Below are 25,108 nucleotides of genomic sequence, written 5' to 3'. Positions count from 1 at the left end.
TGAAACTTAACATAAAAATATAAGTAAAATGTCCACTTTTATAGTGGATTTTTTCTTTTTATATTATGGAAAAACTAATATTGACCACGGAAGACCATATTTCTCTGGCTGTCCATCTCTTTAAACCGGAAAGAAGTAATGGGAAACTATTGCTGATCAATTCAGCAACAGGAGTAAAGCAGCAGGTGTATTTTTCTTTTGCCAGCTATTTTTCTGAACAGGGATTTACAGTGATTACTTATGATTACAGGGGAATAGGACTTTCCAAGCCGAAAGATATGAGAGGATTTCATGGTTCTATGAGATTGTGGGGCTCAAAGGATTATAAAGCTTTAACCCAATATATCAAAACGAATTTTAAAGACCACAAAAAGTATTGCTTAGGGCATTCTGTAGGCGCTTTAATTCTGGGGATGAATGAAGACTCTGTAATTTTTGAAGAATTTGTTTTTGTGGGAACACAAAATGCTTTTGTTGGTAATCTGAAATGGAGAACAAAAATTGAAGCATACTTTGGCTTTGGAATTGTTCAGCCATTAACCACTTCATTATTAGGATATTTTCCGGCACATTGGTTTGGACTGGGAGAAAGTCTTCCAAAAAATTGCGCATATGACTGGAGAACCTTAATTTTAAACAAGAAATCAACCAACAGACTGTTGGAAAAAATTGATGACTTTTCTAAAAAATTGACACAGAAAGTATTTGTAATCCGTGCGGAAGATGATGTCTGGCTGACAGAAAAAGGAGTTTTAAGCTTATTGAATAATACTTATCCTAATCTTAAACCAACTTACAGATTGGTCGCTGTTTCAGAATCTGATAAAAAGGAAATCGGACATGTCAATTTTTTTAGAAGTTACAACAGTAAACTCTGGGATATTATTTTAAATGAACTGATAGATAAATGAAAAGTACGATTGACAACACAATAGCATTTGTAAAAGAAAAATTAGAAGGAGCAGAAGCTGGACATGACTGGTTCCATATTGAAAGAGTCTGGAAACTGGCCGCTCAGATAGCTGAAACAGAAGATTGTGATCAAGAGGTAGTAGCATTATCTGCGCTTCTTCATGATATTGCAGATCCTAAATTTCATAACGGAGATGAAACTATTGCTCCCAAAATATCCAGAGCATTTCTTGAAGAGCAGAATGTTCCCGAAGAAACAATCCTGAAGGTTTTATTTGTGATTGAAAATATTTCATTTAAAAACAGAGATCAGGCTCCGGTAAATCCACCTGTTGAACTTAAAATTGTGCAGGATGCCGATCGTATTGATGCAATTGGAGCAATTGGAATTGCCAGAACGTTTAACTTCGGAGGCTTTAAGAATAACCTGATGTATCATCCAGATATGAAGCCTAAATTGGGAATGTCAAAAGAAGAATATAAAAAGTCTGATGGCACAACCATCAATCATTTCTACGAAAAATTATTGCTTCTGAAAGATATGATGAACACCGAAAAAGGAAAAAAAATGGCCGAAGAAAGACACGATTACATGCTGAATTTCCTCGACCAGTTTTATAAAGAATGGAATGTAGATTAGAAAATATTATATCCTAGGATTAAAGAAAAAGATTTAAGATCCGCATGAGGAAGATCCTTATACATAATGTTGGTACGATTATTAAATCTTGCTTCTATACTAAATTTATTATTGTAATTAAATCCTGCACCAAGAGAGGAACCCCTGAAACTTTGACTAGAAGCAAGAGCTATCTTATCAAATACAGCTCCATCATAATCAACATCTATTGAAGATGGTGAGCTTGCTCTTATGTTGAAAACATTGATCGTGGCATTAACAAAGATTTTTGACTTATCATTCAAAAACATAGAATATCTTATCCCTACTGGAATATTAATAGAAGAATAGCTATCCATTGTAATATTATACAGATTGTCATCTGTTGAAATAGTTGTTCTTTTATTGGTATACTGTGAGTATGTAGGCTCAAGAATGATAGACCATTTATTTTTATTAAATGGTAATATCAATTCAGCTTCTAGGCCTATTCTGAAATTTGATTTTGAAGAAAAGCCAGGGTTAGGGTAAGATTCTTCTAATTTTAGCGGTGCATAAAAATTAATTCCTGGCCTGATATTAAGGTTGAATTTTACCTGTTTTTTATTTTCTGTAAAATTCTGATCATTGGTTTGATTAGTAGTTGAACCATCAGAATTTTTACTATTATAAGCCTTGAATATTTTTGTTAAGCTGGTGGCTGTATATTGTGTTCTGTTTACTAATGTCTGGATATCACTGTTATCAGAAAAAATAGCTTTTAACTGATCAAGATATTGATCATTGGTAGCAACCTGTGAACTATTCCCATTAAAAAAATATTTTTTATAAATTAATGGATGAATGACAGAATCTGATTCAGAATAAAAGTACCTTGTAATATGGCCTTTATAAGTATATAGTTTTTTATTTCCGCCAACAAGCTCCTTCAGGAATAATGAACTTTTTACAAACTTAGGCTCATTGGTATGGGAAAAACTGGAAATATCATCTGATGAGTAGTCGATATCACCAGTATAACTAACGTATTTGGCATCATTGTATATTCCGAATTCTTTAATGGTAGATGGTATTCCCTTATCTTCAACTGAGTTTTCATCTGTTTTAAAAACAAAGTTATCAGGATTGCTTACCCAGCCTTTATTTTTAATAAGAACCTCTTTTTTTACGTTATTTTGGTTTATAATATATCCTTTTTCGAATTTGACTTGAGCGTAAAATGAAGCTATACTAAAGAAAGCGAGCGCTGAAAGTATTTTTTTCATGGTTAGTTAAGATTAAAATATGCGCGCAAATATAGATAAAATAGAGAGAAGAAGTATCTTTGTAGAATATGACACTCATTATTTTTATAATATTTCTGGCATCTGTTCTTTCTCTGGTTTTATTTAAAGTGAAATCGGGAGGTATGGTGAAGTGGACAAAGCTGTTCCGTATAGTAACAGTAGTTTTTTCAATTTCTGTTTTTACGTATTGGTTTATTAAGAAAAGTGCGGTAGCGTTTGTGGATAATTCTGTGGGACTGCAGGTTATTAATAAACTTCCTCAGGCATTGGATTTTTATCTGATCAATGTAAATAAAACCGATCAAAACACAACTCTTGCGCCTAAGCATATCGGAAAAATACGCCCGGAATATTACAGAATAGAATACCTAAAAATGGACAAGTCTGATGAATACTGGATTGTAGGATATCTCGGAAAGAAAAACCTCGTATACTTTTCACAACATTCCGTGCCGAATAAAAATATAGATCAGATTGTAGAGGTACAGAATTACATCAATCAAAGTATGAAACTTTCTGAATCAGCAAAAAAACAGGTAGATGCTTACAATTATGAGAACACAAAACTCGGCATCTGGATTACACTGGATTTCCTGCTGCTGTTTCTTAATCTCGTATTGCTTCTTAGAAAAAATAAATAAAAAAGGTAATGAGTATAAAAGACTCATTACCTTTTTTGTTAGGGATAATCCAGGATTTGCATAATTTGTTCCTTGAATTCTTCAGGACAGGATTTGACAAGTTTGTCTTTGCTTTGTTTACTGATTTCTTTGGGAGTAACCCATTCCGTTTTATTGGAACTCAAGCTGTGATGATCATATACTCTTTTTATGGTATTGTTTTCATAAAAAATATACTCATCACCAAGCCAGTTATTGGCAATACTGATTTTGCAAATTTCTTTTTCCATGATTTATGTTTTTAAAGTATAATGTATCGTGAAATACATTACACTCTAATTTAAGAATTTATTCGTTATGAAAAAGAAGTTTGTATCTATCTTTATCCTGTACCCGATTTATATTATCTAAAATAATGTACCTGTGCTTTCCGTGGCCATTTGTGGAATATGAATATCAGTTTTCCATTCTTCATTCAGCTTCTTGATAAAATATGCGGATAATAGAGGTGATGCTTTTTCAATATTCTGGTGGACGAAAAAGTAGAGATTCTGCAGACCTTCTTTCTTCCATTTAGTAAGATGTTTCAACCAGTCATCCAATCTTTCATAGTCACTTTCGGCATTGGCTCCTACGTAACGGATAAATGCATTAGGCGTAGTAAGGCGCATATGAAGCATATCTCTTCTTCCGGCAGTATCTACGATGATGTTGGTGATTTTATGAGCTTCAAAGAGCTCGCAGGTTGTATTAAGGATTTCCTCATCAGTAAACCATTCCGTATTTCTGAGTTCTATGGCTAAAGGAACTTCTTTAGGCCATTCTTTTACAAATTTTTCCAGCCTGTCATAATCTTTAGGCTTAAAATTATCATGAAGCTGAAGAAAAGCCATTCCCAGTTTTTCATCAAAATTCATCACTGCCGAAGCAAAATGAGTCACCGGATCAGTCACATCAATCAGTCTTCTGAAATGAGAAACCGTATTGGTGATCTTAGGGAAGAATTTAAAATTTTCAGGAGTTTTTTCTTTCCATGTTTTTACCTGGTCAGGAGTTGGCATTCCGTAGAAAGTAGCATTCAGTTCAATGGAATTAAACTGAGTCGCATAATAGGTCAGTTCATCTTTAGTTCCTTTAGGATAAAATCCCTTAAGATCCGTTTTATTCCATTTCGCACATCCGATAGAAATATTTTCCAGTCCTTTTTTGTTAAGAGCCAGCATTTCTTTGGTTTTAGGATGATCTTTTGGTAATGTGAAATCTATTTTTGACGGGTCTTCTACTTGTCCGAATTTCATATCTGTAGTTTTGGTATTAAACAATAAACACAAATATAAATCAAAAAATTCAGAGCTTCTATGATTCGCATGGAAAGTAGCTCAACAGAAAATAATTGTTAATAGTAAAATTTTAAGAAATTAAAAACTTTTGAAAGCTTGAAATATAGATGATTTTCACCTTTTCTCTAGAATTTTTTTTAAGACTTTCATGATGTTTCTATTAAGTTTTTTTTAAGGAAATATTAAACATTCTGTTACGTAATGTTAATTCTATGTTACCATACTTCATTTTTACTAGATATAATTTTACACCAAGTTTATAGCGAATAAAATATGAAGAAAAAAATCATCTGTGCTTTTGCTCTGTTATCGTTTGGGTTTGCATTTTCACAGGAAACCAGTTCTAAAATTTTTGGAAGATTAAAGGGAATTTCTTCCGAAGTTACCGTAAAGGTAGTTCATCTTCCTACCAATAGTACCTTTGAAACGAAAAGTAACAGCAAAGGACAGTTCAGTTTAGATAATCTTCAGCCGGGAGGACCTTATAAAATTGAAATATCTGATGGATCACAGGTTATTTATGAAAACCCGAATCTGCAGCTTTCTTTAGGGAATAACGACTTACCTGTAGTAGAAGTGGGAAGTAAAGAAAAGACAATTGATGAGGTGAAAATTACTTCTAAAAAGACCACCGCAAAATATGGGGTAGGAATCAGCCAGGCACAGATTTCAGGTCTGCCGAATATTAACAGAGGAATTCAGGATGTTACCAAACTGGTTCCCCAAAGTGCTAACAACTCTTTCAATGGGACCAATTTCCGTTATAATAACGTGACGATTGATGGATCTATCAATAATGATGCAATTGGATTCAGTCCTTCGTTAGGAGGGCAGACAGGTACTTCGGGAATGCCCGGAAGCAGTACCCGTTCCAATTCTATAAGTCTGGATGCTATTCAGGATGTGCAGGTGTATATTGCTCCTTATGATGTGAAGCTCGGAAATTTCCTTGGAGGAAGTATTAATGCGGTAACACGAAGTGGAAGTAACGATGTTACAGGATCAATCTATGCATACGGAAGAAATGCGGCAATTACCGGTAGAAACAGAGTAGGGGACAACTCCAAAATGCCGAGTGATTTTGAAGACTTTATCTATGGAGGAAGAGTAGGTTTGCCAATTGTGCGGGATAAAGTATTCTTATTTACCAATTTAGAATACACCAAAAGAACAGATCCTGTATTCTATAATGCCAATGATCCGGGAGCACTCGTAAATGAGCAGGTTGCCCAGCAGATTTCTGATTTTGTACGAAATAAATATGGTTTCAATGTTGGTAGCTTTAACCAATACAATAACTTTTCTGAAAGTTCTAAACTTTTCAACAAGTTAGATTGGAAAATTAATGATAAGCACTCCTTATCCATTAAAAATAATACAGTATTTTCACAGGCATCCAACCTGGAGAGAGATGGCGCGAATTTCAGATTTTCCAGTATGGATTTTGTTCAGAAAAATACAGCATCTACCACTACACTTGAATTAAAAAGCCGTTTTAATGATAAATGGAGCAATAATTTAGTAGTAGGATATTCTTCCATTCATGATTACAGGGATCCTACTTCCGGTAATGCGATGTTTCCACAGGTAGAAATTGCTTACAACGGAGGAACGATACTTTTGGGAAATGACAGAGAGGCTACTGTTTTCAATATGAAGCAGAAGACTTTTGAAATTACCGATAATCTTACTTATAAAAAAGGAAATCATACCTTCTTATTAGGAACGCACAATGAGTTATACAATATTGACTATGGTTTTGTAAATGCATTGAACGGAAGAATTTCCTATAAAAGCCTGAATGATTTTTTTAACGGTACTCCTGCAAGGATAAGAGGAACTTACCCTTTCAACGGAGACAGCAGACAAACAATTTTTGATAATCCTTATGCTCAATACAAAGTGAATTTGCTTTCCCTGTACCTTCAGGATGAAATTAACTGGGGAAGAGTGAGACTTTCACCGGGGGTAAGAGTAGACTATACAGACCTACCGAATAAACCACAATTAAGTCCATTGGTTAGCAACTCACCTCAGGATCCGAACTCGGGAAATACCTACAGTTACACTCCATTGAGCCAGCTTACCAACAATTACCTGAATAAACCTACATTATCTCCAAGACTTGGGTTTACGATTGATCTTACAGAGAATAGATCTATGGTACTAAGAGGTGGATCAGGAATCTTTGTAGGAAGAATTCCTTTTGCATGGTTAGGATATGCTTATTATAATGATGGAGTAGGTTTTGGAAGCTATGATTATAATGGACCAACAGCGGCACAGCTTGCTGCCAATGGAGATCCACTGAACAGTGCCAATTTCCCGAAATGGCAGAACTCTTCAAAAGTACAGGTAGACCTTATTGACAACAACTTTAAAATGCCAAGAGTTTGGAGAAGCTCCTTAGCATTCGATTATACCCTTGCAGGATATAAATTGACTTTAGAAGGGATCTATACAAAAGTGCTTTATGATCTGAAATTCCAGCAGGTGAATAAAACGGATAACGTAACGTATTACAGTTATGATACAAATCATGAGATGCCAATCTATACAACAAATATCAACAGTAATTTCTCTAATGCCTACCTTTTATCCAATACTAAAGAAGGATACCGTTACAACCTGACTGCACAGCTTTCAAAATCATACGACTTCGGTTTTAATTTATTTGTGGCTTATACTTATGGAGACGCTAAGGATATTACCAACGGTATCAGAAACTCTATGGAAAGTAACTGGCAGATGAATCAGTCTCTGACACCAAATGACCCGAAACTGACAACATCTAACTTTGCTATCAAAAACAGAGTCGTTGCGAATCTTGGATATGCCTTTAATATTTCTGAGACCAACAGATTATACACCAATGTATATTTCAATGCACAATCCGGAAATCCTTTTTCATGGGGATTTGTGAACAGCACGATTGCCAATACGGGGCAGGCAGCAGGACTTGCTTATATCTTTAAAGATGCTGCAGAAGCTTCCAAATATATAGTTCCTATAAAAGATGCTGCAGGAAATGTAGTGGTAACTGCTCAGCAACAGATTGCAGATTATGAAAATTTTGTCAACAATAATGACTATCTGAAGTCCAGAAGAGGAAAATTCACTGAAAGAAATGGTGATGTTACTCCGTGGAATATTCAGGCGGATATCAGAATCATGGATGAGATCAAACTGAGTAAGAAATCTAAGAATAATATACAAATCTCATTGAGCATCATCAATTTTACCAATTTGCTGAACAAAGATTGGGGGAAAGTATATTTTGTTCCTAATACTTTCAATTCTACAGCAAGTGTCGGTTTGACAAAGGTTGGAAATGTAGCAACAGGACAACCTTCTGCCGGAGACCCTGCATATAACTTCAAAACTCCGGGGCTACCTTATACTATTGATCAGTTTGCATCAAGATTCCAAGCTCAGCTGGGAGTTCGATACAATTTTTAAGTACGCTTTTACATTTTACTTCATAATTCTTTTCAAAGGTTCGGATTTTCTTTCCGGACCTTTTTTATTAATGATAGGAGATAAATGATGATTCTTGATATAAATTAGGATATGTTTATCCATCCATTGGCTTTAGCCAAAACTTATTAATACTATAAGAATCATCTGTGAAAATCGGTGTAATCCGCGGGAAAATAAATGATCAATCAATTGAAGTCAAAACCTATTATTATATTGAAAAACGACAAAAGCACACCTTTCGGTATGCTTTTGTAAATATAGCGTGTTTATTACTTGATCCTATGCCTCGCAGCTTGAACATGACACGAAGTTAACCATCATTTCTTTTGAAACAGATGAACTTCTTTGGTAATAAAGTGTTTTCACTCCTTTTTTCCAAGCTTCAATATAAAGGTAGTTAACATCTTTTACAGGCATTGTAGAAGGAATCTGAAGATTCAGTGACTGTGCCTGGTCAATGTATTGCTGTCTCTGTGCCGCCTGAGAAATAATCTCCATTGGAGAGATTTCTTTGAATGTTTTGAATACTGCCTTTTCTTCAGGAGTAAGCTCATTCAGGTGCTGTACAGATCCATGGTTAAGCATGATTGTTCTCCATGTTTCTTCGTTATCCAATCCTTTTTCTTTCAATAGTTTTGCAAGGTATTTGTTCTTACGCATAAAGTTTCCTTTAGCAAGACCTGCCTTATAGTAGTTGGAGGAGAAAGGCTCGATTCCCGGAGAAGTCTGTCCTAAAATTGCAGAACTTGAAGTCGTAGGAGCAATAGCCATTGTGGTGGTATTTCTTAATCCATATCCTTTCAACACTTCTGGTTCTCCATAGATGTTGGCAAGTTCTCTTGAAGCCTGCTCAGCCTGCTCTTTGATATGTCTGAATGCTCTTGCGTTGAACTGAGTCGCCTCAAAACTTTCAAACGGAATCATATTTTTCTGTAAGTAAGAATGGTATCCTAAAACTCCTAATCCAAGAGCTCTGTGACGCATCGCAAAGTTTCTTGCACCCTGTAAGTAATAGTTACCTTCAGTTTTGTCAATAAACTCAGATAATACAGCATCAAGGAAGTATACTGCTAATTTTACAGCATCGGTATCTTTCCACTCATCATACAGTTCAAGGTTCATGGAAGATAAACAGCAGATGAAAGACTCTTCCATAGTAGATGGAAGCATGATTTCAGAACAAAGGTTACTTGCGTTCACCGTCATTCCCAAATCTTTATAAACCTGAGGTTTATTTCTGTTCACGTTGTCCGTGAAGAAAATATACGGAAGACCTTTTTGCTGACGGCTTTCCAGTACTCTTGCCCAAACTTTACGTTTTTCCATATCACCGTCTATCATGTCCTGCATCCAGTAATCTGGTACACATACTCCGGTAAACAGGTTCTGAATCGGGCTACCAATATCTTTAATGGATAAAAATTCTTCAATATCTCCGTGGTCAATATCTAAGTAAGCAGCAAAAGCACCTCTTCTTACCCCTCCCTGAGAAACCACATCCATAGCCGTATCAAAAAGCTTCATGAATGAAACTGCTCCTGAAGACTTTCCGTTGTCCGTTACAGCTGTTCCTCTGTTTCTTAATTCTCCGAAATATCCTGAAGTTCCTCCTCCGATTTTAGTCTGCATGATTACTTCACCCATTTTGTGAGTAATCCCTTCAATACTGTCCGGAATATGAGCGTTGAAACATGAGATAGGAAGACCTCTTTCTGTTCCCATATTTGCCCATACAGGAGAAGAAAAACTGATCCATCCTTTTGTGATCATTTCTTTGAATGCCGGTTGAAGTTCAGGTTTGTATAACCTTTTTGCAGCAGCAGTGGTAATTCTGTCGATAGCTCCGTCTACCGTTTCACCTTTCAACAGATATCCTCTGTTCAGCATTTGCTCAGACTCTTCATTGAGCCACCATATATTTGAATTTTGCTCTTCCATAGATGTTATATTTTCGAATTCCGGAATGAGAGAATCACTCCGGAATTTTGTTTTTTTATAGTATTGATTGTAAAATTTCTACTTTGTGGGAATCGTTCAGCCCGCTTTCGTCTCTTAATCTCTGAAATTCTTTAAAAGACGGAACATTCAAAACTTCATGCTGAACTTCTTCATTGATGTAGTTTGAATAATGTACAAAAGTAACACCGTCTTCCTTTACATAGACTTTATATTCAAAGGTGGAAGAATCTAAATTCTTGAAATCTTCCAGAAACTTTTGGATATTGGTTTTGTTGTTTGGAACAAATTCCGGGTTTACCGTATAGCTTACTATTACATTGATCATCTCTTCTGTATTTGTGCTTTATAAATGAACTGATTTCCGTTAATTGATCAGAAAGGAATACATCCTGATACTGACTGCTTTGACGCTCGCTTCGCTCGCGCCCCAATATTAAAACAAATCGTTTGCAGTAATACTCTTATCGTGCTTGGTATAGTCTACAGGTCTTTTTGCAAAGAAATCATCTAATGAATTGGCAAAAACTTCCTCTTCGAACCATACCATTGGTTTGTATTGTTCCGGAGTGATGTTGTATCTTGTTTTCATATTGATTTTCTTCAAGCTGTCATCCACACGGTATTTCATGAAGTTTAATAGATCTTCTTTAGAAACATTGTCGATTTCTCCCAATTCAAAGATCCAGCTAAGGATATCACCTTCTCTTGCAATAGATTCGTCTACTAAAGTATAGATGTCTTCGATATCGCTGTCTGTTAATAAGTCAGGTTGTTCCTCACGGATTTTGTTGATCAGGTAGATTCCTGCATTAGCGTGAATCTGCTCATCTACTGAAGTCCATGCGATGATATTGGAAACATTTTTCATGAATCCTTTAAATCTTGTGAAAGAAAGGATGATGGCAAACTGTGAGAAAAGAGAAACGTTTTCCACTAAAATACTGAATAATAGTAAAGCGGAAACATATTCTTTCGGAGTTGCAGAATTAGCATGCTTTAAAGCGTTTCCTAAAAACTCGATTCTTCCTTTTACAGCAGGAATTTCAATTACGTTAAGGAATTCATCATTATATCCTAATACCTCTAATAAACGGGAATATGCTTCAGAATGACGAAACTCGCATTCTGCAAAAGTAGATCCTAATCCATTGAATTCCGGCTTTGGTAGGTGGTTGTATAAATTTCCCCAGAATGTCTTTACAGACACCTCGATCTGTGCAATGGCTAACAGCGCATTTTTCACAGCGTGCTTTTCATGTGGTTCCAACTGCGAATGAAAATCCTGAACATCTGCAGTAAAGTCCACTTCCGAATGCACCCAGAACGATTTGTTGATTGCTTCTACAAATTGAAGAACCTCCGGGTATTCAAATGGCTTATAGCTTACTCTTTTATCAAAAATTCCCATATTAAATATCTTTATAATTAAATAATTTAGATCCTTGTGGATAACGTTCCGGAAATACTTAACTTTTTGTTTGTCTGCATGTTGTAAAATAAAGTTATTCACTTTTGCAAAACCATATTTCTTGTAAAGAACTAATAGCAAAGTTCGAAAAAAAGAACTGATTTTGAAAGGGGTAAATACTAATCGGCTGACTTTTAGCCTGAAAAGTTTTCCACATTTACATGAAACAGGCTAGGATAATAGGCTAGACCACTATATTGAGGATAAATACATAGAAATCTGGAGTTACAGTTAAACATAAATTTATAAAGTATTATTAATAAAGGTTTAAAGCATTAAACAAAAAAATATTTGAATAAATTTTTATTCTTGTAACAATTTGAAAATATCATCTACTTATTGGGTATAAAACATACATCACTTAATGTTAGTAATTCAGGATTTAAATAAGTCATACGATACAGGAAAAAGCAAACTTCATGTTCTCAAAGGAATTAATCTGAATATTTCTGAGGGCGAGTTTGTTTCTATTATGGGAAGTTCCGGTTCCGGAAAATCTACACTTCTTAATATTATTGGGATTCTGGATGAAAAAGATTCAGGGACCTATGAACTGGATGGAGTTCCTATCGAGCATTTATCAGAAGTAAAAGCTGCAGAATACAGAAGTAAGTTTTTGGGATTTATTTTTCAGTCTTTCAATCTTATCAATTATAAAACAGCTTTGGAAAACGTAGCACTTCCTCTGTACTATCAGAATGTACCGAGAAGAGAACGTAATCAGAAAGCTATGGAATATCTTGAAAAAGTAGGTCTTGCACAATGGGCAAATCACCTTCCCAGTGAACTTTCCGGAGGACAGAAACAGAGAGTGGCTATTGCAAGAGCATTGATCACAAATCCAAAAGTGGTATTGGCAGATGAGCCTACCGGAGCATTGGACTCCAAAACTACTCATGATATTATGAAACTTCTTCAGGATATCAATAATGAAGGAAAAACAATCATCGTTGTAACCCACGAACCGGACGTAGCTGCACAGACCAAAAGAAACGTAGTGCTGAAGGATGGGGTTATTGAAAGTGATGAGTTTATTAAGCAGATTGTGCTTTAGGAATTTGATAATTTGAAAATGAGATAATTTGAAAATTTAACGATTCAATTTTTTAATCTTTAAATTTTCAATCTTTTAATACCAATAAAAAATGTTTGACCTAGATCGTTGGCAGGAAATATTCAGTTCTATCCGGAGTAATGTACTTCGGACGGTGCTTTCAGGGTTTACGGTAGCTTTGGGACTGTTTATTTTCATTGTGCTTTTTGGAATTGGAAAAGGGCTTCAGAATGCATTCTCGGAAGGATTTGCGGGAGATGCTAAAAATCTTATTATTTTTTCTACAGGAAAAGCCTCTTTAGCTTATAAAGGCCTTCAGTCTGATCGGAATATAACCCTGAATAACTCAGACTATGACTTTTTAATTAATGCAGATAAGGAAAAAGCTGGGCCTTCCAGTCCAAGATATACTGCCAATTTAATGGTGAAATATGGAAAGGAAAGTGGCCTTTATCAGATCAATGGAGCTCAACCCGGGGAACAGGTCATTGAAAATAGAAAAATTATTGATGGGAGGTATGTGACAGCGATGGATTTGGAAAGGAAATTAAATGTTGCGGTCATTGGGAGAATGGTTCAGCGGGATTTAATCAAAAACGGGAGTCCAATAGGAAAAGAACTCGATATTAATGGAACAATGTATAAGGTCATTGGAGTTTTTTCAGATGACGGAGGAGATAGAGATGAAAGACATATTACCGTTCCGATTACGACTTTACAGCAGATGAAGAAAGGATCTGATACCGTAAATATAGCTTATATTACGTACAATGATAAACTGACTCCGGATCAGGCCATTAAGTATGGTGATGAGCTTAAAGATAAATTAAAAGCAAGAAAAAGTGTTTCTCCTGATGATGAAAAGGGAATACGTGTCTGGAACAATGCGAAAAACATGAATGATACATTTGCGTTTATGGCAGTTCTTACAGCGATTGTAGGATTTATTGGTATGGGTACATTGCTGGCGGGAATTATCGGGATCAGTAATATTATGGTGTATATCGTAAAAGAAAGAACCAAGGAAATTGGAGTACGGAAAGCTATTGGTGCAAAGCCAAGCGGAATTGTAGGACTGATCGTTCAGGAAAGTGTTGTGATTACTGTGGTTTCCGGACTTGTTGGAGTAGGAGTAGGCGTTTTGACTTTAAGTCTTATCGGAAACAGCCTTGAAGAGTTCTTTATTAAAAGCCCGAGTGTAGGATGGGGCGCTATCATCATGGCATTTATCGCTTTGATTTTCTCAGGATTGATCGCAGGATTTGTACCGGCATACAGAGCTTCAAGAATTAAACCGATCGAAGCTTTGAGAACAGAGTAATTTGTGAAAAAGATAAACGGATTAATGAAATTCATAACTCATAATTTATAACTTATAATTCAACAAGGTGAATATCATATTTAAAAAAGATACTTGGCAGGAGATTTATTACTCATTGAGGAATAATAAACTCCGAACATTTCTTACCATGATCGGCGTAGGATGGGGGATGTTTTTGTATGTGAGCCTTCTTGGAGCAGCAAAAGGAATGGAGAATGGTTTTGATAAATTGTTTTCCGGTTTTGCTACCAATTCAATCTTCCTGTGGGCACAGAAAACCTCTATTCCCTATGAAGGATTTCCTAAAGGAAGAGAAGTTCATCTGAACTTAAATGATATGGAAATGCTCAAAAGAAAAGTAACTGCCATAGATTATATTTCGCCGCAAAATGCAAGAGGAAGCTTTACCGGAACACCCGGAGAGGCCATGTCAAGAAACGGAAAAAATGGTACTTATTCGCTTACGGGAGATTACTCTGTAGGAAATAAAATTTCAGAAAAGAAGCTGATCTTCGGACGTTACATCAATGATGCCGATGTTTCAGGAAATAAAAATGTAGTAGTTATTGGAGAAGAGATTTATAAAAACTTCTTTGATGCCAAGAAAAAAGAAAACCCAATTGGGAAATCAATCAATATTAAAGGACTATTCTTTAATGTAATCGGAGTTTTCCGTGTGAAAAAAGGAGGAGGATTTGAAAATGACCAAACAGCTTTCATCCCGCTTTCTACCTATACAAAAATGTATAATGCCGGAGATCAGATTGACATGTTTGCGATTGTAAGTAAACCTAATGCCAATGTGAACTCGGTAGAAGAAGATGTAAAGCAGGTTTTAAAGTCAAAAAATAAAGTATCCCCTGAAGATACCAATGCTTTCGGAAGTTTCAACCTTGGAAAAGAATTTAAAAAGCTGACTGGTTTTCTTACGGGAATGCAGCTGTTAACTATCATTGTAGGTACACTGACAATCCTTGCCGGAGTTATTGCAATCTCGAATATCCTTTTGATTACAGTAAAAGAAAGAACCAAAGAAATCGGGATCAGAAGAGCATTGGGAGCGAAACCGGCAGAAGTAAGAAATCAGATTTTGCTGGAAAGTGTGGTGATAACACTCTCCTCAGGGTTATTAGGCTTTATGTTTGGGATTTTTGTGTTGATGATTCTGAATGCCGTTACCCAGGGGCAGGATTCATTTCCGTTCTATAATCCAACGGTTAATTATGGAAACGTCTTTGCAGCCATGGCTGTCATGGTAATTTTAGGATTGATCATCGGAATGATTCCCGCGCAAAGAGCAGTAAAGATCAGGCCTATTGAAGCCTTAAGAACAGAGTAATTAATTTGAAAATGAAACCATTTTAAGATTTAAAAGTAAAAGAAATATAGAGAATCAATCTTTAATTTTAAATCTTTCAATCTATTTAATAAAAAATAAACTATACATATGAAAAAGAAATTCACTTGGAAAAAAGCCATTTATATAGTGTTGGGGCTTTTATTTGCAGTGGCATTGTTCTCAGGGATTGGCTATCTTATCAAATCTAATTCTAAAGAAGGAGAAGCTTTCCTTACCCGTAAGCCTACCGTTCAGAATATGGATGATAAGGTAATGGCAACAGGAAAAATTGTTCCCAAGGAAGAAATTGAAATTAAACCCAATATTGCAGGGATCATAGATAAAATCTTAGTAAAAGAAGGAGATAAGGTAGAAGTAGGACAGCTGATTGCTACCGTGAAGATTGTTCCCAGTATTTCTGAGGTAAATGCTGCCCAGCAGGAAGTTCAGAATGCACAGATTCAGATCAGTAATGCGCAGATGAATGTAGGAAATATGCAGAAGCAATTTGAAATGCAGGATAAACTGTACAAGCAGGGAGTAGCTTCTAAACAGGAATATCTGAATTCTCAACAGCAATTATTCTCTCAGCAGCAGACGTTGAAAAATGCTCAACAGCAATTAAATACCGCTCAAAAAAGATTACAGATTGCTAAGACAGGAGCAACGCCTGAGTTGAAAGGACAAGGTTTAGCTACTACCGAGATTCGTTCAAAAGCTTCAGGAACCGTACTTGAGGTGCCTGTAAAAGCAGGAAGCCAGGTGATTGAAGCCAATAACTTTAACGCCGGAACTACAATCTGTTCAGTGGCAGATTTGAATGTCCTGATTTTTAAAGGTGAAATTGACGAAGCTCAAGCTGGAAAACTGAGTGAAGGTATGGATATGAATATCGTAATCGGTGCATTACAAAACAAAACTTTCCCTGGAAAACTAACGATGATCGCACCTAAAGGAAAAGATAATGCAGGAACTATTAAATTTCCGGTAGAAGGTAATGTAAGTAATCCTAATAATGAGTATATTAGAGCAGGTTTTTCTGCAAATGGTGAAATTGTTTTGAGTTCTCAGAAAAATGCATTATTATTGGATGAGTCTTTAGTTCAGTATGAAAAGAAACAAGGAAAGGATGTTCCTTTTGTAGAAGCGAAACAAAAAGACGGGAAATTCAAAAAAGTATATTTGAAACTGGGAGCTAGTGACGGTATCAACGTTCAGGTTCTTCCGGGATCAGAGATTACAAAAGATACTGAGATTAAAGTTTGGAATCCTTCTGATAAAGACAAAGAAGAGCTGAAAGAAAAATCCAGCAAAAAATAATAAACTACACTATACACTTTTAAACTGTAATCCTGGAGGAATTTTTTTTCTCCGGGATTTTTTTATATAAAATCTTTACAAGAGTAAATTCCTATATTTGAATTAGATAAATCCATGAAAAATGTGTCGATACGCTCGGAAAACTTATAAATCACATTATGTCTGCTTTAAATGCCGGAAATCATTTAAGCAACCGGATACTTATGACATTATAAGAAGGATCGAAAAAGAAAAAGTATACTATGAACCTGGTGGGAAAATATTTCGCAAAGTAGGATATATTTTCACAAAAGATGAGATAAAAGAACTGGAGAAAATTGTTTCAAACCTTGAAAACAGGACTATAAAATGCCCGGAATGCGCCAGTGTGATGGCTGATCTGGGAAAAGATTTCAAAGCGCCAAAAAAAACGGCAGTCAAAGAATGGAGGATTGTAGAAAGTCTTTTTAAAACAGGAAAATGTTTTCATTCCTGCGGTTGTGATGGAATAGGATATATTCCCAAAAATCCCAAAGATTATGAAGTATACCTGAATACTATATTGAAAACGTATCAGGAATATCTGGCTGCCTGTCAGAATGCTCCCTTACAAGAATGTCCTGAGAAGACTGAAGAAATTAAGTATTGGTCCGGCAATATTCAGAAGATAAAAGCTGAAATCATAGATAATAAGTTTGAAATCATGTAACAAAAGAAAGAGTTATACTGTCTTACCTTTAAATTCCAAACTATACCTCCATGAAAAAAGACTATTGGATTCTGCTTTTTTTTATCATTGCGAAATTTGCTCTTCAATATTCACTGATAAGCCCTGAGTATGAACTTCATCGGGATGAATATCTGCATCTCGACCAGGCCAATCATCTGGCTTGGGGATATCTTTCTGTTCCTCCCGTCAATTCATGGATTGCCTTGATGATTAAAATGTTAGGAAATTCTATATTTTGGGTTAAATTTTTCCCTGCGTTGTTCGGAGCACTGACGATAGTGCTGGTGTGGAAAAGTGTTGAAGAACTTAATGGAAGCCTCTTTGCCAAAATACTTGCTTCTTTAGGGATTCTGTTCTCAGTACTCCTCCGGATAAATATGCTGTTTCAGCCTAACTCTTTAGAAATTTTTCTGTGGTTGTTCCTTTATTATGCTTTGATTAAATATTTTAATTCAGAAAAAGTAAAATGGATATACATTGGAGCTGTCATTTTTGGAATAGGAATATTAAATAAATACAATATTGCTTTTTCATTATTGGGGCTTATTCCTGCATTATTGCTCACAGAGCAAAGAAAAATTTTTATGCAGTCTCATGTATATTGGGCTGCTCTTTTGGCTTTGATTATTATTTTTCCCAATCTTCTCTGGCAGTATCAGAATCATTTTCCAGTGATCCATCATATGAAGGAACTTTCTGAAAAACAGCTTGTGCATGTGGATAGAATGGGGTTTATGAAATCTCAGATTCTCTTTTTCATAGGAGTTATTTTTGTTATTATAGCAGGCTGGGGAGCATTGCTGTTGTACAAGCCTTTTGAGAAATTCAGATTTTTCTTTTGGAGTTATATCATCACAATCACTCTGTTTTTGTTTTTTAAAGCAAAAGATTACTATGCGATAGGACTTTATCCGGTGTATATTGCTTTTGGCTCCGTTTTTATTGGTCATTTATTTGAAAAAGGCTGGAAGAGATTTTTGAAACCAATCAGTATTCTTATTCCCGTACTTTTATTTCTTCCTTTATATAATGTAGCCTTTCCCAATAAAAGTCCTGAATATATAGAGTCTCATCAGGATCAGTACAAAAAATTCGGATTGCTTCGCTGGGAAGACGGAAAAGATCATCCGTTGCCTCAGGACTTTGCCGATATGCAAGGCTGGAAAGAATTGGCTCAAAAAGTAGATAAAGAATATTCCCGACTGTCAAAATCCGGAAATACGATGGTGTTGTGTGATAACTACGGGCAGACTGGTGCTATTAATTATTATTCAAAGACAGGCGTTGTAGCTATGTCATTTCATGCAGATTATATCAACTGGATAGATTTAAGCAAAAAATATAAAAATGTTATCAGGGTTAAAGATGCCCCTGAAGCAGGAAAGGAACTTAAAGAATCAGGCTCTTTTTTTGAAGTTGCAAAATTATATGATTCCATTACCAATCCGTATGCAAGAGAAAGAGGAACGGCAATTTTCAGTTTACAGGGAGCAAAAATAGATATCAGTAAAAGAATTCAGGACGAAATTACTGAAGTCAAAAATGAATGGAAATAGTTTTTCAATAAGAATAAAATAATGATTTGCAGACAGGATAAAATTAATAGATAAATATTATTGCAACTTTATTGCGTTAATTGATTTTAGGTTAACTTTGCATTATCAATTATCAATTATCAACTATCAACTGAACTATGGAAAACAAAAACTTTGATGTCATCATAATAGGAGGAAGCTATTCAGGATTATCTGCAGGTATGTCATTAGGAAGATCTTTAAGAAATGTCCTGATTATTGACAACGGAAAACCTTGTAACAGACAGACTCCTCATTCTCACAATTTTGTTACTCATGATGGAAAAACACCGTCAGAAATTGCTCAACTTGCCAAAAAAGATGTCCAAAAATACAATACAGTTCATTTTTATAATGAAACAGTTGTAAAAACAGTAAAAATAACTGATGGTTTCGGGATTGAAACTTCATCCGGCGAAAAATTCCAGGCTAAAAAACTTATTTTGGCTTCCGGAGTGAAAGATAAAATGCCTCATATTCCCGGATTTGCAGAATGCTGGGGGATTTCTGTTATACATTGTCCCTACTGTCATGGCTATGAAGTGAAAAACGAGGTTACCGGAATTCTTTCCAATGGGGATATGGCTTACGAATTTTCAAAACTGATTTTTAATCTGACTAAAAATCTTACCCTGTTTACAAACGGGAAAGCTGTTCTTACTGATGAACAACTCGAAAAACTGAAGCAGAATAAAATCATTCTTAACGAAGATGAAATTAAAAGCATTGAGCATACAAATGGTTCCATTCAGAAAATAGTTTTCAAAAACGGAAAAGAAGTTGCTTTACAGGCTTTATATGCTAAAATTCCTTTTGAACAAAACCTTAATGTATCCGATGACTTGGGATGCGAACTTACAGAACAGGGATTTATTAAAGTGGATATGATGCAGAAAACAAATGTTCCCGGAGTTTTTGCCTGTGGAGACAGTGTGACTATGATGCGCTCCGTGGCTAATGCTGTTGCACAAGGGAATTTTGCAGGTGCAGTGGTCAATAAGGAATTGGCAGACGAAGAATTTTAAAGGTTTTTCCATCAAATTAAAACGATCATAATATTTGATTTATTGATAAGGTTTTTCATTTTTTAGTGTTTAAAATCATTTTTTCAATAGAGAAATCTCGATGAAAAATCCGTACATTTGGGGTGGAAATTTCAAAAACTAAAAGTAAAATGGATATTATTTTCGACCTGATTGAAAAGGAAAGACAAAGACAAACTCACGGATTAGAGCTTATCGCATCAGAAAACTTTGTTTCTGAAAACGTGATGAAAGCAATGGGAAGTGTACTTACAAATAAATATGCTGAAGGATATCCCGGTAAAAGATATTACGGAGGATGTGAAGTTGTAGATGAGGTTGAAACATTGGCTATCAACAGAGCAAAAGAACTTTTCGGAGTAGATTATGTGAATGTTCAGCCACATTCCGGTTCTCAGGCAAATGCAGCCATTTATCTTGCAGTTTTGAAACCTGGCGATAAAATCATGGGGATGGACCTTTCAATGGGAGGACACCTTACTCACGGTTCTGCAGTGAATTTTTCTGGTATTCAATATAATGTGGTTTCTTACGGAGTACAGCAGGAAACAGGTCTTATTGACTATGACCAAATGAGAGAGGTTGCTCTAAGAGAAAAACCAAAAATGCTTATTGCTGGTTTCTCAGCGTATTCAAGAGATTTGGATTATGCTAAATTCAGAGAAGTAGCAGACGAAGTGGGAGCTACGCTTTGGGCAGACATCGCTCACCCGGCTGGTTTAGTAGCAAAAGGATTATTAAACTCACCATTCGAACATTGTCATGTAGTAACTACCACTACTCACAAAACCCTAAGAGGTCCAAGAGGAGGTATGATTATGATGGGGAAAGATTTTGAAAATACATATGGCCACAAAACTCCAAAAGGAGAAATCAAAATGATGAGCCAGGTATTGGACGGAGCTGTATTCCCAGGTATTCAGGGAGGACCGCTTGAGCATGTAATCGCTGGTAAAGCAGTAGCTTTCGGTGAAGCTTTGGACGGACAGTTTGAAACATATGCAAAACAAGTTAAATCCAATGCTCAAGCGTTATCAAAAGCGATGATCGACAGAGGATTTGATATCGTAAGCGGAGGCACAGACAATCACTTGATGCTGGTAGACCTTAGAAATAAAGGAGTAAACGGTAAAGAAACAGAAAAAGCATTAGTGCTTGCTGATATTACTTGTAACAAAAACATGGTTCCTTTTGATGATAAGTCACCATTCACAACATCTGGTATCAGATTAGGAACGGCAGCAATTACAACAAGAGGATTGAAAGAAAATGATATGGATACGATTGCAGGATTGATTTCTGAAGTGGTAGACAATATCAAAAATGAAGAAGTTCTTACATCCGTAAGAAAGAAAGTTAACGAATTAATGGAAGGAAAAGCTCTGTTCAATTACTAACAGACATTCCGATATCATATAAAGAATGGGCAAACTGCTCATTCTTTTTTTATTCAATGGAAAAGAAATCTTATACCTTCGAGGAAATCAAGCAGAAACTGGTGAACTACTGTGTTTACCAGGACCGCTGCCATGCAGAAGTGGAACAGAAGATGAGAGAATTTCTGCTTATTGATGAAGCTAAAGAAGAAATCATTTTATATCTCCTGAAAGAAAACTATCTGAACGAAGAGAGGTTTACACGAAGCTATATCAGAGGCAAATTTTACATCAAACACTGGGGGAAGACCAAAATTAAAATGAATCTGAAGCAAAAACAGATTTCAGAAAGGTTGATCAGTTCGTGCTTTGATGAAATAGATGATTCTGATTATGAGAAGACTATCAGGAAAATTTTTGAAGGGTATTATTCTAAACAAACTGGTTTGAAAGAATATCAAAAAAAAACCAAGACTATAAAATATTTGATGAGTAAAGGTTTTGAATATGAAAAAATAATTGATATTTTTGAATAATATATTAATGAATTCCAAAAAACTTGACATATGACTTTTAACAAAAAAACAATCAGTTCATTGAAAGAGGTTGATACATAAATATTTAATAATTATTTTAAAGATAAAACAGCTGAAATAAAGAATTTTTATAGATAAATATCGCCTTTATAAGACTTTATATGGTATGATTTTTGTCTGTGAGATTTAGCTGTATCATAATGAAATTGCGAGATTTCATAAATATAACATCAAATTTATTTTTGATTTCAACATATTGAAATAAATTTATTTTATTTTTGCATGATTGTATCGGAATTATCTTTGATCACAAGATCAGATATTACACATTAATTAAATATGAACACCAATATAGACAATGTACGATTCTCTTAGAAAAACAATATTTGGAGGGGATAATGTTGTCAATCTCTCAGACGTAAGATATCTTCCTAGATGGATAATTCTTGTAATAGACATTATTATTCTGGTTATATCTCTATTTCTTTCTACTTACATTATCGAAAAAATTACTAAACAGGAATTTATTTACCATGAAGATAAAAGCTTAATTTTTGCTTTTATTATTTTGGCGAATACTGTTTTTATGTATCTCTTCAAGACGTATGCCGGAATTATCCGCCATTCAACATTTATAGACTTATTTAAGCTTCTGATATCATGCTTTTGCACAATGCTGACTATCGGAACGATCAATATTCTTTATTTCTGGACCACAGGAGCCAAGTTTATACTTACTCCTTATCTGATTCTTTATTTTGTAATTTCATTTATGGGATTATTCCTTTTCAGATTATATGTGAAAGAATTTTTCCATATTGTAAGGGAATACAGAAGAAGTGCACTGAAAAAAAGAATTCTGGTATTAGGGATTGATGAACAATCAATTGCAATTGCACGTGCTATTCTTGATAATCCGAGCCTGCCTTATCAGGTAGTAGGTTTTTTAACACAAAGAACAGATTCTAAAAGAGCATCTCTGCTAGGAAAACCGATCTACGGAAAACAAAAAATAGAAGAAAACACCAAAGAAGATCTTATTATTGATGGAATTCTCATTGTTAAAGAGATGATGGCCAGAGATGAGATGAATACGTGGGTGAATTTATTTTTAGAGAAAGATCTTAACGTCTTTAAGGCACCATCAGTACAAAAGCTGAGAGACAGCGATCTGGGTGGGTCTATCAGAAACCTTCAAATTGAAGACTTGCTGAATAGAAAGCCTATCAAAATTCAAAACGAAAAAGTCAAGAGCAGACATTATGATAAAACCGTATTAGTAACTGGTGGAGCAGGATCCATTGGAAGTGAAATTGTAAGACAGGTTGCTAACTTTAATCCTTCTCTAATTGTCGTTCTGGATCAGGCAGAAACTCCTCTTTATGAAATTGAACTCGAAATGAGAGAAAAGTTTCCTCATATTGCTTTCAAATTTGTTTTAGGAGATGTTTCTAATCATCACAGAATGGAATCTTTATTCCAGACCTATAAATTCTCGATGGTATACCATGCTGCTGCTTATAAGCATGTGCCTTTGGTAGAAGAAAATCCACACGAAGCAATTTTTGTTAATATATTAGGTTCAAAGATTGTTGCAAAACTATCCAGCAAGTATAAAGTAAACAGGTTTGTAATGGTATCTACAGATAAAGCTGTAAATCCTACCAACGTTATGGGTGCTTCAAAACGAGCTGCAGAACTTTTTGTACAGTCGCTTCAAAATGTAGAAGGTAATGTTACCAAATTTATTACAACAAGATTTGGAAACGTATTAGGTTCTAACGGTTCCGTAATTCCTCACTTTAAAAAACAGATTGAAGCCGGAGGTCCGGTAACCATCACTCACCCGGAAATTGTAAGATATTTCATGACTATTCCGGAGGCTTGTGAACTTGTACTTCAGGCCGGAACAATGGGAGAAGGAGGTGAAATTTTTGTCTTTGATATGGGGGAACCTGTTAAAATTCTTGATCTTGCGAAAAGGATGATCAAATTATCAGGATTCGAACCTAATATTGACATTAAGATCATTTATACAGGATTAAGACCTGGAGAAAAGCTTTATGAAGAACTTTTAAGTGATGATGCGAAAACTCTTCCTACGCACAATGAAAAAATTATGATTTCTAAAGACCCTTCTATAGGATTTGAAGAAATAGAGTTGCTTACCACACAAATTACAAAAGCTTCCCTTAGAAGAGATAAAGTAGAGGTAGTAAGGATTCTTAAGACAATAGTGCCGGAATTCCGAAGCAATAATTCAATCTATGAGGCCCTGGATAAATAGATAAAATATAAATGTATATTTGTACAATTTAACAATATAATGAAAGGAAAAATATTAGCAGTAATCTTGGTGTCCTCTTTAGTGATTTCCTGTAAAGTTAATCCCAATGCAAAGAATGATTTAAATTATATGCAGAATATAGAACAGGTTGCAATCAATGCTTCTGCTAAAAATTCTGCAAATACAATTCAAGCAGGGGATCAGCTGGTTATTCTGATCACAGCAAAGGATATGGATGTTGTAAAACCTTTTAATCAAAACTATTCTTCATCAGAACTTGTTCAAACCAATGCTGCAGCAGGAGGAAATACTCCTAATCAGGGTGCGACAATACTATCAGGTCCAACATATATTGTAGATGCCAATGGCGATATTGACTTTCCAATATTGGGAAAACTGAATACTTTAGATAAAACTTTGACAACATTTAAAGATGAACTAAGGGAAAAAATGACGAAATATGTCATTAACCCAACAGTTAATATGAGACTGTCGAATTTTAAAGTGACTGTATTAGGAGAAGTAAATAGACAGGGTGACTATACTATTGCAAACGGGCAGGCAACGATCTGGAATGCATTAGGGATGGCTGGCGATTTGACTCAATATGGAAAAAGAAATGATATATTGGTGGTAAGAACAGAAAACGGGGTTGTTTCTCACGGCCGCATTAATCTTCATGATGCTAATTTAATTAATTCTCCATATTATAACCTGAAACAAGGGGATGCCATTATTGTTTCCTCAAACAATACAAAAGATGTTATGGCAAAACAAAACCCAAATACAGGTCTTTACCTGACAGCAATTTCTATCGGTATTACAGCCATAGCAGTAGTGGTAAGTTTATTTAATAAGAAATAAA

At 35.2% G+C, this 25,108-nt stretch carries 21 protein-coding genes; 15 read left to right on the top strand and 6 right to left on the bottom strand.

Annotated features, from left to right (window positions below; all coding sequences use genetic code 11):
- Positions 1-65 precede the first annotated feature (65 nt).
- Together DYR29_RS10590 and DYR29_RS10585 are read left to right on the top strand one after the other, a co-directional pair.
- A complete protein-coding gene (locus DYR29_RS10590) occupies positions 66-911 on the top strand; it encodes an alpha/beta hydrolase family protein (protein WP_213280442.1) in 846 nt (281 codons plus the stop codon).
- On the top strand, positions 908-1,552 hold the full coding sequence (locus DYR29_RS10585) for an HD domain-containing protein (protein WP_213280441.1): 645 nt from the start codon (positions 908-910) through the stop codon (positions 1,550-1,552). The genes DYR29_RS10590 and DYR29_RS10585 overlap by 4 nt, the downstream gene beginning before the upstream one ends.
- On the opposite strand, the gene DYR29_RS10580 is transcribed toward DYR29_RS10585, so the two are convergent.
- The gene (locus tag DYR29_RS10580) at positions 1,549-2,796 is read right to left on the bottom strand and encodes an outer membrane beta-barrel protein (protein WP_213280440.1); all 1,248 of its coding nucleotides are present in this window, start codon (positions 2,794-2,796) and stop codon (positions 1,549-1,551) included. The two genes, DYR29_RS10585 and DYR29_RS10580, sit on opposite strands and share 4 nt — an antisense overlap.
- Before the next feature lie 68 nt (positions 2,797-2,864).
- Between DYR29_RS10580 and DYR29_RS10575 the strand changes: the two genes are divergently transcribed.
- Positions 2,865-3,458 carry a hypothetical protein gene (locus tag DYR29_RS10575; RefSeq protein WP_213280439.1) on the top strand — a complete coding sequence of 198 codons (594 nt, stop codon included), beginning with the start codon at positions 2,865-2,867 and terminating at the stop codon, positions 3,456-3,458.
- Positions 3,459-3,496: 38 nt separating this feature from the next.
- On the opposite strand, the gene DYR29_RS10570 is transcribed toward DYR29_RS10575, so the two are convergent.
- Together DYR29_RS10570 and DYR29_RS10565 are read right to left on the bottom strand one after the other, a co-directional pair.
- The gene (locus tag DYR29_RS10570) at positions 3,497-3,727 is read right to left on the bottom strand and encodes a hypothetical protein (protein ID WP_213280438.1); all 231 of its coding nucleotides are present in this window, start codon (positions 3,725-3,727) and stop codon (positions 3,497-3,499) included.
- A gap of 117 nt (positions 3,728-3,844) precedes the next feature.
- Positions 3,845-4,735: a DUF72 domain-containing protein gene (locus tag DYR29_RS10565; RefSeq protein ID WP_213280437.1), complete on the bottom strand. Its 891-nt coding sequence runs from the start codon at positions 4,733-4,735 to the stop codon at positions 3,845-3,847.
- Positions 4,736-5,050: 315 nt separating this feature from the next.
- Between DYR29_RS10565 and DYR29_RS10560 the strand changes: the two genes are divergently transcribed.
- Positions 5,051-8,236 (top strand): TonB-dependent receptor, encoded by a 3,186-nt coding sequence (locus tag DYR29_RS10560; protein WP_213280436.1) that lies wholly within the window; start codon positions 5,051-5,053, stop codon positions 8,234-8,236.
- A gap of 300 nt (positions 8,237-8,536) precedes the next feature.
- On the opposite strand, the gene DYR29_RS10555 is transcribed toward DYR29_RS10560, so the two are convergent.
- The 3 genes from DYR29_RS10555 to DYR29_RS10545 form a co-directional block, all read right to left on the bottom strand.
- Positions 8,537-10,195 (bottom strand): ribonucleoside-diphosphate reductase subunit alpha, encoded by a 1,659-nt coding sequence (locus DYR29_RS10555; protein ID WP_047378798.1) that lies wholly within the window; start codon positions 10,193-10,195, stop codon positions 8,537-8,539.
- 55 nt (positions 10,196-10,250) lie between these two features.
- Entirely contained in the window at positions 10,251-10,541 is a 291-nt protein-coding gene (locus tag DYR29_RS10550) for a hypothetical protein (protein ID WP_213280435.1), read from the bottom strand.
- Between the two features lie 108 nt (positions 10,542-10,649).
- Entirely contained in the window at positions 10,650-11,624 is a 975-nt protein-coding gene (locus DYR29_RS10545) for a ribonucleotide-diphosphate reductase subunit beta (protein ID WP_047378790.1), read from the bottom strand.
- A 424-nt stretch (positions 11,625-12,048) separates the two neighbouring features.
- Between DYR29_RS10545 and DYR29_RS10540 the strand changes: the two genes are divergently transcribed.
- From DYR29_RS10540 to DYR29_RS10490, 11 genes are all read left to right on the top strand, one after another.
- Positions 12,049-12,738, top strand: coding sequence for an ABC transporter ATP-binding protein (locus DYR29_RS10540; protein WP_047420805.1), 690 nt, complete (start codon positions 12,049-12,051; stop codon positions 12,736-12,738).
- Positions 12,739-12,829: 91 nt separating this feature from the next.
- Positions 12,830-14,059 carry an ABC transporter permease gene (locus DYR29_RS10535; protein WP_142717675.1) on the top strand — a complete coding sequence of 410 codons (1,230 nt, stop codon included), beginning with the start codon at positions 12,830-12,832 and terminating at the stop codon, positions 14,057-14,059.
- A gap of 67 nt (positions 14,060-14,126) precedes the next feature.
- The gene (locus tag DYR29_RS10530; RefSeq protein ID WP_047420807.1) at positions 14,127-15,398 is read left to right on the top strand and encodes an ABC transporter permease; all 1,272 of its coding nucleotides are present in this window, start codon (positions 14,127-14,129) and stop codon (positions 15,396-15,398) included.
- Between the two features lie 108 nt (positions 15,399-15,506).
- On the top strand, positions 15,507-16,718 hold the full coding sequence (locus tag DYR29_RS10525; protein ID WP_213280434.1) for an efflux RND transporter periplasmic adaptor subunit: 1,212 nt from the start codon (positions 15,507-15,509) through the stop codon (positions 16,716-16,718).
- A gap of 121 nt (positions 16,719-16,839) precedes the next feature.
- Positions 16,840-17,406: a hypothetical protein gene (locus tag DYR29_RS10520; protein WP_213280433.1), complete on the top strand. Its 567-nt coding sequence runs from the start codon at positions 16,840-16,842 to the stop codon at positions 17,404-17,406.
- 50 nt (positions 17,407-17,456) lie between these two features.
- Positions 17,457-18,983, top strand: coding sequence for a glycosyltransferase family 39 protein (locus DYR29_RS10515; protein ID WP_213280432.1), 1,527 nt, complete (start codon positions 17,457-17,459; stop codon positions 18,981-18,983).
- 137 nt (positions 18,984-19,120) lie between these two features.
- The gene (locus DYR29_RS10510) at positions 19,121-20,026 is read left to right on the top strand and encodes an NAD(P)/FAD-dependent oxidoreductase (protein ID WP_213280431.1); all 906 of its coding nucleotides are present in this window, start codon (positions 19,121-19,123) and stop codon (positions 20,024-20,026) included.
- Between the two features lie 149 nt (positions 20,027-20,175).
- On the top strand, positions 20,176-21,441 hold the full coding sequence (gene glyA / locus DYR29_RS10505; protein WP_047378780.1) for a serine hydroxymethyltransferase: 1,266 nt from the start codon (positions 20,176-20,178) through the stop codon (positions 21,439-21,441).
- Positions 21,442-21,497: 56 nt separating this feature from the next.
- Complete coding sequence (locus DYR29_RS10500; RefSeq protein ID WP_142717669.1) at positions 21,498-21,956, top strand: regulatory protein RecX; 459 nt, start codon at positions 21,498-21,500, stop codon at positions 21,954-21,956.
- 358 nt (positions 21,957-22,314) lie between these two features.
- Positions 22,315-24,243, top strand: coding sequence for a polysaccharide biosynthesis protein (locus DYR29_RS10495; RefSeq protein ID WP_213280430.1), 1,929 nt, complete (start codon positions 22,315-22,317; stop codon positions 24,241-24,243).
- 39 nt (positions 24,244-24,282) lie between these two features.
- Positions 24,283-25,107 (top strand): polysaccharide biosynthesis/export family protein, encoded by an 825-nt coding sequence (locus tag DYR29_RS10490; protein ID WP_213280429.1) that lies wholly within the window; start codon positions 24,283-24,285, stop codon positions 25,105-25,107.
- The last annotated feature ends 1 nt before the right edge of the window (position 25,108 follow it).

Source organism: Chryseobacterium indologenes, assembly GCF_018362995.1.
Taxonomy (GTDB): Bacteria; Bacteroidota; Bacteroidia; order Flavobacteriales; family Weeksellaceae; genus Chryseobacterium; species Chryseobacterium indologenes_G.
Note: the sequence above shows the minus strand (reverse complement) of the source record. Positions and strands in the feature narration are given on the sequence as shown.

Coding starts and splice junctions, on each gene's coding strand:
- DYR29_RS10555 (WP_047378798.1), bottom strand. CDS start 10,195: ATGGAAGAGCAAAATTCAAATATATGGTGGCTCAATGAAGAGTCTGAG.
- DYR29_RS10515 (WP_213280432.1), top strand. CDS start 17,457: ATGAAAAAAGACTATTGGATTCTGCTTTTTTTTATCATTGCGAAATTT.
- DYR29_RS10510 (WP_213280431.1), top strand. CDS start 19,121: ATGGAAAACAAAAACTTTGATGTCATCATAATAGGAGGAAGCTATTCA.
- DYR29_RS10580 (WP_213280440.1), bottom strand. CDS start 2,796: ATGAAAAAAATACTTTCAGCGCTCGCTTTCTTTAGTATAGCTTCATTT.
- DYR29_RS10570 (WP_213280438.1), bottom strand. CDS start 3,727: ATGGAAAAAGAAATTTGCAAAATCAGTATTGCCAATAACTGGCTTGGT.
- DYR29_RS10520 (WP_213280433.1), top strand. CDS start 16,840: ATGTGTCGATACGCTCGGAAAACTTATAAATCACATTATGTCTGCTTT.
- DYR29_RS10490 (WP_213280429.1), top strand. CDS start 24,283: ATGAAAGGAAAAATATTAGCAGTAATCTTGGTGTCCTCTTTAGTGATT.
- DYR29_RS10575 (WP_213280439.1), top strand. CDS start 2,865: ATGACACTCATTATTTTTATAATATTTCTGGCATCTGTTCTTTCTCTG.
- DYR29_RS10540 (WP_047420805.1), top strand. CDS start 12,049: ATGTTAGTAATTCAGGATTTAAATAAGTCATACGATACAGGAAAAAGC.
- DYR29_RS10565 (WP_213280437.1), bottom strand. CDS start 4,735: ATGAAATTCGGACAAGTAGAAGACCCGTCAAAAATAGATTTCACATTA.
- DYR29_RS10550 (WP_213280435.1), bottom strand. CDS start 10,541: ATGATCAATGTAATAGTAAGCTATACGGTAAACCCGGAATTTGTTCCA.
- DYR29_RS10500 (WP_142717669.1), top strand. CDS start 21,498: ATGGAAAAGAAATCTTATACCTTCGAGGAAATCAAGCAGAAACTGGTG.
- DYR29_RS10495 (WP_213280430.1), top strand. CDS start 22,315: ATGTACGATTCTCTTAGAAAAACAATATTTGGAGGGGATAATGTTGTC.
- DYR29_RS10590 (WP_213280442.1), top strand. CDS start 66: ATGGAAAAACTAATATTGACCACGGAAGACCATATTTCTCTGGCTGTC.
- DYR29_RS10545 (WP_047378790.1), bottom strand. CDS start 11,624: ATGGGAATTTTTGATAAAAGAGTAAGCTATAAGCCATTTGAATACCCG.
- glyA (WP_047378780.1), top strand. CDS start 20,176: ATGGATATTATTTTCGACCTGATTGAAAAGGAAAGACAAAGACAAACT.
- DYR29_RS10560 (WP_213280436.1), top strand. CDS start 5,051: ATGAAGAAAAAAATCATCTGTGCTTTTGCTCTGTTATCGTTTGGGTTT.
- DYR29_RS10585 (WP_213280441.1), top strand. CDS start 908: ATGAAAAGTACGATTGACAACACAATAGCATTTGTAAAAGAAAAATTA.
- DYR29_RS10525 (WP_213280434.1), top strand. CDS start 15,507: ATGAAAAAGAAATTCACTTGGAAAAAAGCCATTTATATAGTGTTGGGG.
- DYR29_RS10535 (WP_142717675.1), top strand. CDS start 12,830: ATGTTTGACCTAGATCGTTGGCAGGAAATATTCAGTTCTATCCGGAGT.